At 73.0% G+C, this 8,575-nt stretch carries 11 protein-coding genes; 10 read left to right on the top strand and 1 reads right to left on the bottom strand.

The genetic code is table 11. The features are described from left to right. Together AB0C69_RS33045 and AB0C69_RS33040 are read left to right on the top strand one after the other, a co-directional pair. The coding region (locus AB0C69_RS33045; protein WP_360358851.1) for a hypothetical protein at window positions 1-593 on the top strand (593 nt) is incomplete at its 5' end. Continuing rightward, entirely contained in the window at window positions 590-790 is a 201-nt protein-coding gene (locus tag AB0C69_RS33040; protein WP_360358850.1) for a hypothetical protein, read from the top strand. The genes AB0C69_RS33045 and AB0C69_RS33040, both read left to right, overlap by 4 nt. Window positions 791-1,168: 378 nt before the next feature. On the opposite strand, the gene AB0C69_RS33035 is transcribed toward AB0C69_RS33040, so the two are convergent. Beyond that, window positions 1,169-1,321: a hypothetical protein gene (locus AB0C69_RS33035; RefSeq protein ID WP_360358849.1), complete on the bottom strand. Its 153-nt coding sequence runs from the start codon at window positions 1,319-1,321 to the stop codon at window positions 1,169-1,171. 119 nt (window positions 1,322-1,440) lie between these two features. Between AB0C69_RS33035 and AB0C69_RS33030 the strand changes: the two genes are divergently transcribed. From AB0C69_RS33030 to AB0C69_RS32995, 8 genes are all read left to right on the top strand, one after another. Further along, window positions 1,441-1,818, top strand: a complete 378-nt coding sequence (locus AB0C69_RS33030) for an RRQRL motif-containing zinc-binding protein (RefSeq protein ID WP_360358848.1) — start codon at window positions 1,441-1,443, stop codon at window positions 1,816-1,818. Window positions 1,819-1,925: 107 nt separating this feature from the next. Beyond that, a complete protein-coding gene (locus AB0C69_RS33025) occupies window positions 1,926-2,231 on the top strand; it encodes a hypothetical protein (protein WP_360358847.1) in 306 nt (101 codons plus the stop codon). A gap of 45 nt (window positions 2,232-2,276) precedes the next feature. Then, on the top strand, window positions 2,277-2,864 hold the full coding sequence (locus AB0C69_RS33020; protein ID WP_360358846.1) for a hypothetical protein: 588 nt from the start codon (window positions 2,277-2,279) through the stop codon (window positions 2,862-2,864). Further along, window positions 2,861-3,130 carry a hypothetical protein gene (locus tag AB0C69_RS33015; protein WP_360358845.1) on the top strand — a complete coding sequence of 90 codons (270 nt, stop codon included), beginning with the start codon at window positions 2,861-2,863 and terminating at the stop codon, window positions 3,128-3,130. The genes AB0C69_RS33020 and AB0C69_RS33015 overlap by 4 nt, the downstream gene beginning before the upstream one ends. Window positions 3,131-3,226: 96 nt before the next feature. Further along, window positions 3,227-4,339, top strand: a complete 1,113-nt coding sequence (locus AB0C69_RS33010) for a hypothetical protein (protein WP_360358844.1) — start codon at window positions 3,227-3,229, stop codon at window positions 4,337-4,339. 145 nt (window positions 4,340-4,484) lie between these two features. Further along, a complete protein-coding gene (locus AB0C69_RS33005) occupies window positions 4,485-5,141 on the top strand; it encodes a hypothetical protein (protein WP_360358843.1) in 657 nt (218 codons plus the stop codon). Between the two features lie 6 nt (window positions 5,142-5,147). Next, entirely contained in the window at window positions 5,148-6,044 is an 897-nt protein-coding gene (locus AB0C69_RS33000; RefSeq protein ID WP_360358842.1) for a hypothetical protein, read from the top strand. A gap of 125 nt (window positions 6,045-6,169) precedes the next feature. Beyond that, window positions 6,170-8,311 carry a hypothetical protein gene (locus tag AB0C69_RS32995; RefSeq protein WP_360358841.1) on the top strand — a complete coding sequence of 714 codons (2,142 nt, stop codon included), beginning with the start codon at window positions 6,170-6,172 and terminating at the stop codon, window positions 8,309-8,311. Window positions 8,312-8,575: the final 264 nt, after the last annotated feature.

Genomic DNA, 8,575 nt, shown 5'->3' with positions numbered 1-8,575 from the left:
GATCGAACGGGAGTGATCGACAGGTGATGTTCCGATTCCATGACATCGATGACCGTGAGCGGGCGTCGGACGGGGTGAGCCGGTACGGCGCCTACCTTCGTCAGAATGTCGGCCGGTTCGCCGACTGGGGTGAGCTGGCGTCCGCTGACCCTGGCATGTTCTCGCGGGGGGCGTGGGAGGTTGCCACGTCCCCGGTCATGTCGCCGCCCTACCTGGACTGGACGGCCGAACGCGTCCAGTCGGTGACCTTCGCCCCTAGCGAGCACGACGGTTCGCTGATCGCCCGCGTTCAGCTGGCTGTTCCCCGCCCGGCCGCGCTGGCCGGCGTTCGGGGGTTCGCCGAGTGGGACCGCTGGAACGGCGGCTACAGCGAGCCCTACGACGACGCGGTGGCACGGTGCCCGGCGATGCTGACCAGCACCCTGCTGCTGTTCACGATCTCAACTGGTGAGCTATGGCGCCCGCTGTACGCCCCGGACCTGGACGTCCGCGACGCCAAGCGGGCGGTGAAGCGGCTGGCGGCCGTGCTGGAAGCGCGATTGTCGCCGATCATTCGGACGCTGGACACCGCGGCCGCCGGGGTCGCCCGGTGAGCGAGCACCGGCCCCGACTGGTCAAGGTGCGCCTGTCCGGCGACGCCGGCGACGTGACCGCGCTGGCTGGCCCGCTGACCGACTTGCCCGGCGATCGCTGCGCGGTCGGCGAGGTTTCAGCCCCCTACCCGAACCGGCGTGACAGCGGCGTGCGCCGCTACATCGACGTCGTGTTGACCGGCCCGGCCGAAGGCTAGGGCCCCCCAGAGTTCCCCCCAAGACCCGGGACGCCGACGCCGGCAAGCAGTGACGTCCCGGGCCCCTCCCAACAGGAAGGAAGGTCCAACGATGGCCGACAACCCCACCAAGGGCAAGTCCTCGACGTGGCCCAACGGCGAGCCCAAGAGCATGCGGGACGCCTACGACGCCAGAACCGGGAAGAAGAAGTGATCGCCGTGAGCACCTGGAACGAGTGCCCCAAGTGCGGCACGGCCGACGACACCCCCGCCGACGCGGCCCGGTGCTGCAACTGACGTCGAGTCTCTGACATCGAGTCCGGGCGGCCCCGCCTCGCTGCGACAGGGTCGCGGCGGGGCGGGGCCGTCTCACCCGGTGCCAGACGCCCGGACCCCTCGTCATCCGATCCCCCGCCAGGGGGAGAAGGGAGCGCTGCGCGCGATGACGACCCCGAAGGCGATGCCGGTCGTGGTGACCGGCCCGCTCCGTATCCCGACCGGCCCCACCTGCACCGCCAGCGCCATGACCGGCGTGACGGGCGGGTGTTCCAACTGCGGAAGTGTCCACAGCATTCGGGTGCTGCCCGGTGGCCGGTGCCGGTGCGGGTGCGGACACCGCTGGACTCCCGCCACCCCGCACCCGGCCCGGCCGACGACTGGGCACCCCGCCGATGGCACGCCGTAGCTCGGCGCAGTTCTGGGACCCGTGCGGGGACCGCTACGGCATCCCCACCTATCCGTGGCGGCAGGCGCCGCCGCACCTGGCCACCCGCCGCCAGCTCGCCGCCGCCGGGCTCCGCCCCGGCGGCCACGTGGTGGCGCAAGTGCTGTGGCACCGGTGGCGCGGCCAGGGGGTGGCTTACCTGTACGACCGGCGGTGTGCGCTGCCGAAGCGCACCCCGAGTCCCGCGCAGCGCGTCGCGCTGGCCAAGGCGCGGGCGGCGCGGCGCACGTGCCCGCGGTGCCGCACTGACGTGGGGTACGTGCTGCCCCGGCGGCTGGGCTGCTGCCTGGGGTGCGCCAGCGACTGGGAACGCGACGCCGCCTGACCGCACCCCGCCGCCCCTCTCCTCTCTCCGGGCTCTCCGGGCCCGCCGCGCCAGCGGCGGGCCCGGCCTGTGCCCCTTTCCTCTTCGACTCGACAAGGACGCCTGCTATGAGCGTTGACCTGACCGTCGCCCGCCTCGCCGACGCTCCGGCCGCCACCGGCACCGGTGCCGGGCCGCTGATGCTGCCCGAGGACGGGATCGTGGACCCGATCGCTATCGAGATCGCCGCGAGCGGTACCCGCCCGGTCGCTCTCACCCATACCGAGCGCGTGCTGGCCGCGGCCCGCATCCTGGCCGCCGGCGGCGGCGTGAACACCATCGCGGCCCGGCTGCACGTGTCCGGCAGCACCGCCCGCAGCCTGGCCCACCAGGCCCGCCGCATCGGCGACCCCGGCGACCTCTGGGCCGCCTGACCTCCGTCCCTCCCGCTTCCCCTTTCTCAGCAGAGGAGTTGTCCCATGCCCGAACCCGTCCCGTTCTTCCCCGCCCCCGGCCCCAGCGGACCCGATGCCGACGACCTGGCAGCGCTGCGCGACGCCGACCGCCGCCGCACCCTGACCCGTACCGCGTTCGCCAGCGGGTTCGTCCTGATCGGTGCGGCGCTGGCCGCACCGGTCCTCGCGCAGGTTCCGCCCCGGCAGGCCGCTACGGCGCTGCTGGTGGCGCTGGCACTAACCGCGGTCGTCGGGATGTGCGGCGACGCGCGGCAGTGGCTCGCCGATCGCTACGAACTGGCCCGCGGCATCGGGCCGGGGGCGGGTCGGCGGATCGTGCGGCGCTGGTATGCGCCCGGCTCGCTGGTCTGGTACGACGACCTCATTGGGGGCACGACGCCGCTGGTGGTGCTGGGCTGGGTGCACGATCCGGCCTGCCACCAGCCGTGGGCGCTGGTCTACGACGGCACCGAGCCCGACCCGGCCACCGGCGTGTGGGGCGCGTGCTGGGTACCGCTGGAGGAACTGGCGCCCCACCCCGTCGACCACCCGGCCGGGCCCGCCGAGCCGGACACGGCGGCGGAGCCGGGCGGGTTCGGGGTGGTGGCATGAGCCCCCGGCAGATCCTGGCCCGGCTCGGGCTGATCGACGTGCTCATGCTCGCCGGTATCGCCGCTGGGGCGGTGTGGCTGGTCCTGACGCACTTCACCGCGATCGACCGGGCCGCCGCGGTGATGCTGGCCGGGCTTGCCGCGCTGGCGGCGTTCAGTGCCCTGCACAAGCGGTTGCGGCACACGCCCGGCCCGCGCCACACCGCCTTAACCGCTACCCGCACCTCGCCCCGCACGCCGCCCGGTGATCAGACCTCACGCGAGTGAGGCGTCCGCGGGGCCCGCGCCCCTGACCGACCCGTCCCGCACCGCTCCCGAGCCGCCCCGGCTCCGGGGGCGGTGCGGTGAAAGGAGACCGCTTCCATGAACGCCGCCCCGATGTCCCCCGCCCGGGTGAACACCGGCCCCGAACCCGCCGGGGCGCGTTCACCCCGGACCCCCGCCCCGTTCGCGCCCACCCGCGAGCCGTTCAAGGCCGACCGTGCCCCGTTCACGCCGGACCCCGGCGCGGTGAACGGTCCGGTGAACGCCGATCAGATCCGTTCAGCCGAGCGTGCGCTGTCGGCGGGGACGTGGCTGATCGTGTTCGGCGCCATGCTCTACTCGGTGCTGACGGTCACCCCGCTGATGCGGGCCCACACCCCCGACCGATGGGACTGGACGGCGCCGATTCTGCCGCTGGTGGTGGACGCCGCCGTGGTGATCGTGGTCCGGCTTGATTCGGTCCTGGCCCGCCTGGGCCAGGACGGGGGCCGGTGGCCCGCCGCGCTGCGGTGGATGACCGGCACCATGACGCTGTCGCTCAACGTCGCCGAATCGGCCCTGGACAGGGACATGGTCGGGGTTGCGGTGCACGCGGTGGCGCCGCTGCTGTTGATCGTGACCGCCGAAACTGGGCTGGCCTACCGGCGAGCCATCACCAAAGCGCTGACCGCCCGCGAGCACGCCGCCGCCGAGCGCCTCGAAGTCGAGCGGCAGCGGGCCCATGAGGAACGCGAACGTCAGGCGCAACTGGCCCGCGAAGAACGCGAGCACGAGGCCGCCATGGCGCGCCAGGACGCCGAGCGCCGCGAGCACGCCGAGCGTGCCGAACGCCAGCACGCCGAAGCCGCCGAACGCCAGCGGCAGGCCGAGCGTGAACGCGCCGAACAGGAACGTGAACGCGCCGAGCGTGAACGCCAGCGGCAGCAGGCCGAAGCCGAGCAGCGTGAACGCGAGCGTGAACACGCCCGGCGTCAGGCCGAGCGGCAGGCCGCCGAAGCGGCCGAGCGTGAACGCCGCGCGCTGCTGTCGGCTGGCCCGGTCACCGGCAAGCTGCCCGAGGACCGGGCCCGCCAGGTGGTGGCCGCGGCCTACGACGCCGGCATGTCGGTGCGCAACGCCGCCGAGCGGTGCGGCTGGTCAGTGGGCTGGGTCGCCGCCCGCTACCAAGAACTGCGCGACGCCCCGGCCGATCAGCCCGCCGCCACCGTCTGAGCCCCCGCCCCGGCACCGGACGCCCGCCGCCGGGGCCCTCCCTCCCTGTCCTTCCTCTGTCCGTCGCCGCCCCGGTCCGCTTCCATACGCCCCGGGGCGGCCTGCTCATGCCCTGTTCTGCCTGCACTCGAAGGGATTCCAACTCATGGAAGTCGGCAAGTGGATCATGTTCGCGTTCCTGACCGGAGTGGTCATCGTCGGGTTCAAAACCCGGTCGCTCAAGGGCTGGGAGTTCGCAGCGTCCGGCGCGTTCGTACTGCTGCTGGACCAGCTGGTGTTCAAGGGCCAGATCTCGAACTGGCTGGGCAACCTGGGCTCCAATGTCAAGGGCGCGGCCGGGAACGCATCGGCCGGGATGCTGCTGTTCACCCCCGGCGCCTGGCCGCGGGCCCGCCGGTTCGGTGCCCGCATGTGGAAGCACCGCCCCGGCCCGGTCGACCTGGCCATGTACGGCGCCGCGATCGTGCTCATGCACGTGTGGCTCGGCGCGCCGTGGCTGGTGGCGGCCCTGACCTTCACCGGCCTGCCGATCGCCTTCACCGCGATCAGCGCCGCGACCGCCCCCCAGCCCCGCACCAACGCCCCCACCCGCACGGCCCGTACGGAGCAGGAGGCAGCGGCGGACGGGCCGGTGTGCCCGGTGTGCGGCGACCCCGCCACCACCGTCGACACCGGCCCCGACAGCGGGGACGGAGCCGGGGCGGCCGGGTCCGGCGGTGTGGAGATGTGGCGGTGCCGAGAGGGGCACCGGTTCGCGCTCACCCCGGACGGACACGTCCGCGGCCTGACGGTGCGGGAGTGATCGCCCGTGGTCGATCCCATCATCGGCGGGGCCGTGATCTTCCTGGTCCTGACCGGCGGCACCAAGACCGGCCGGGACGCCGTCCGCAACGCGGGCACCTCCGCTTACAAGGCCACCGGGTGGAAGTCGCCCAAGACCGCGATCGTGCACTACTCCGGCCGCGCCGGGGACAAGACCGGCGCCGCGTTCGCCGCCACCGCCCGCAAGACCCGCAACGCCGCGGTGAAACTCGCCGAACGCCGCTGGGACAAGCGGGCCGCCAGCGACGACCCGCCCGGTAGCACACCGCCGATCCGACGCGTCCAGCCAGACCGGCCCGCCTCGGGCCCCGCCGCCCCTGGCCCGGGTGGGCCGCCGCCGGCATGGGGCCACCCGCCCCAGCCCCAGCCGGGGCCCGCCCCCCTGCCCCCGCCGGGGCCCTCGGCGGGGGCCGCGCCGGGTGCCCCCCAGGTTCCCGACCCGTTCATCAGCTCGGTGGTTCACGACGACGACTTCTACACGCTCAAGCCGCGTAACCCCGCCCCCGGCCCGACCGGCCGCGGCGGGACCGGCGGGCCCAAGACCGGCGAGACCGCCGCGACCGCAAGGAGGACCATGACCAGCCGTTCGGGTTTCCACATCGACCTGGAGAAGCCGACCACCGATGCCGAGTTCCTGGAGACCTGCGTGACCCTGGCCGACGCGCTGCGCTCCTTCTCCAAGCAGGTGGAGGAATGGGCCGCCGACGTGTCCGGGCTCGGCCTGCCCTCCCAGGTCACCGCGCCGCTGGACGCCGTCTCCGAAGGCGTCGGAGAGGCCGCCACTGCGGTCAACCGCGCCGCGTCCACCTTCGCCGACCTGTTCGAGGAGCCCCGCGAGATCGCCGCACGCGGGATGAAGTTCACCGGCGAAGACGCCGCCTGACCAGGCGGGGCCGCGCCCCGCTGCGGTCCCGCCCGCTCCCGTCCGTGTTCCTGCTGTGTCTCTCACGGCCCCGGCCACCCGGCCGGGGCCGTGCCCCTTTCTCGACCCTGGAGGAGGCTGCCTCGATGGCGCGTCGCACTCGTCAGCACCGTTCCGCCACCAGCTGGCGGGACGCCGCCCACCGCAACCGCACCCGCCGTGAGGGACCCACCGCCGGGGCCCTCGCGCTCACCGCCGTCCGCGGCTATGGCCGATGGGTGGCGCGCTCGCCCGACACCCGCGGCCTGGCCAACGCCCTGGCCGTGCTGTATCCGCTCGGCGAAATCGGCCACCAGACCGGCGCTGACCCGCTCATGCTGGGAGCGTTCGCGCCCCCGGCGGCGCTGGCCGCCTGGGTCGGCACCCACAAAAAGCACGCCAGCCCCCGCTACTCGGCCACCGTCGCCGCGACCGCCGCAGGGATCCCCGCCTGGCTGGCCACCGCCGCCCAACTGGGCATCGTCAACCTGCACACCCTGCTGGCCTACACCGTCTCCGCGTCGGTGACGTGGTCGGCCTATACCTGGTCCGACGTGTTGAAACAGCGGCGCGCATGGGCCCGCGAGCAACTCAAGTGGGATGGGCTGGCCACCGCCGCAGGGCTGGAAGGCTCCCGCCTGGTCGGCATGGACGACACCCGGCTCGGGGTCCGGTTCCGCGTCGATGTCCGCGCCACCAACAAGCGCGCCAGCCAACTGGCCGGGAACGGCAAAGGCCTGGCCGAAGACATCGCCGCACAGATCGGCCTGCCCGCCGAACGGGTCCGCATCACCACCGACGACAAGCACGCCGGCATCATCCGCGTCCTGGTCCAGATGACCGACCCCTGGGAAGGCCCCGTGCTGCACCCGGCGATGCCCGCCCACCCCGACCGCGCCACCGTGCCCGCCTCCCGCGAACAGATCGCCGCCGCCCGGCGCTCGATCAAGGGAACGCCGCTGGTGGTCGGAATAGACCCCGACACCGGCAACGACATGACGGTCACCCTCTTCGACCACGAGGGCGGCCACCACGCTTTCATCGTGGCGCCGACCGGCAGCGGCAAGACCACCCTCTACAACAACCTGATCGAACAGGCCACCACCTGCACCGATGTGCTGGTGTGGGGGATCGACCTGGGCAAGGGCACCATCGGCCGGTTCTGGGGCCCGGCCCTGGACGCCGACGCCGGTATCGGAGAGGAGAAGAAGGCGCTGGCCATCCTGCGGTGGGCGCGCACGGTGGTCGAAGAACGCTCGAAGGACAGCGGCGGCAAGAACCACATCCCCAGCCCCGAAGAGCCGGTCATCCTGGTGTTCGTCGATGAGCTGGACACCCTCACCGGGATGCACTCACCGATCGCCTACGAGGCCAAAGAGCACGTCGAGCAGATCTGGCGGCGGGGCCGCTCGGCCGGGGTGGAACTGCTGACCGCCTCACAGCGTGGCGTCCAGCAGTACACCGGATCCAAAGACCCCAACGCCAACGCCGACTACCGCATCGTGCTGCGGATGAAGCGCGCCAGCGAGATGGGCAACGCCATCGAGGACTGGGAAGGCGCCGGCATGCCCAACATGGCCACCTACGCCCGCGGCGTGAAGGGCGTCGCGCTGGTGGTGGACGGTGAGAACACCTGGACCGCCGGACGCGTCCGCGACCTGTCCGACCTGAACGCCGTCGAAGACCTCGCCAAGCGCCGCGGCGCGCCGGTCGCCACCCTGGAGCCGGCCATCGCCGCCAAGCTGCCCGGCTACACCGACCGGCACCGCACCCCCGCCCACACCGGCGGCCGGTCCGGTGGCGGGACGGGCGGGCACACACCCGGCCACGACGGCCCCGGCCCCACCGCTGCCCGGCCCGCTTCCGGCGGGGACGGGTTCGGGGTGGACCCGGGCGACCACGACGCCGTTGACCGGCTCGCTGGTGAGCTGGTGGCCGAAGTGGAGGCCCGGCTGCGCGACATGCCCGAACCGCCCAAACAGGGCATCCCGCTGGCCGACCTGGTCAAGGCCAACCAGTCCATCAAGGTCCCCGACGACGCCGCCCGCACCATCCTGGACCTGCTCACCGAACGCGGCCCGGACGGAGCCCGCCGCGACGAACTGGTGACCGCCCTGGACAAGCCCGAGAGCACCGTCAAAAAGTGGCTGGCCGCCATGCGCAGCCACGACCTGATCACCCGCCACGGCAGCACCAAAGCCGCCCGCTACTACCTCCCCGACCACCACCCCGACAACCACGCACAGTGACCAAACCGGGGTCGATTTGGTCCACGACTTGGACCACGACTCGGCTCCACCACTTGGCTCCACCGCCCCCTATAGAGGGGCCAACGAGCCAAGAGAGCCAAAACCGAGAGAGCCAAAACGGCTCTCACACTCCGTAACCATTCCTGCGGGCCCGCACCCCCGGGGGGGGGCGGCCCCCCCCCCCCCCCCCCCCGGGGGGTGGGCGGGCCGCCCGCACCCAGGAAGAAACCCCCACAGAAGAAATAGAAACAACCAAAAAAAAAT

The sequence above is a fragment of the Actinomadura sp. NPDC048032 genome, assembly GCF_040653175.1.
In the GTDB taxonomy this organism is placed as follows: Bacteria; Actinomycetota; Actinomycetes; order Streptosporangiales; family Streptosporangiaceae; genus Spirillospora; species Spirillospora verrucosospora.
Note: the sequence above shows the minus strand (reverse complement) of the source record. Positions and strands in the feature narration are given on the sequence as shown.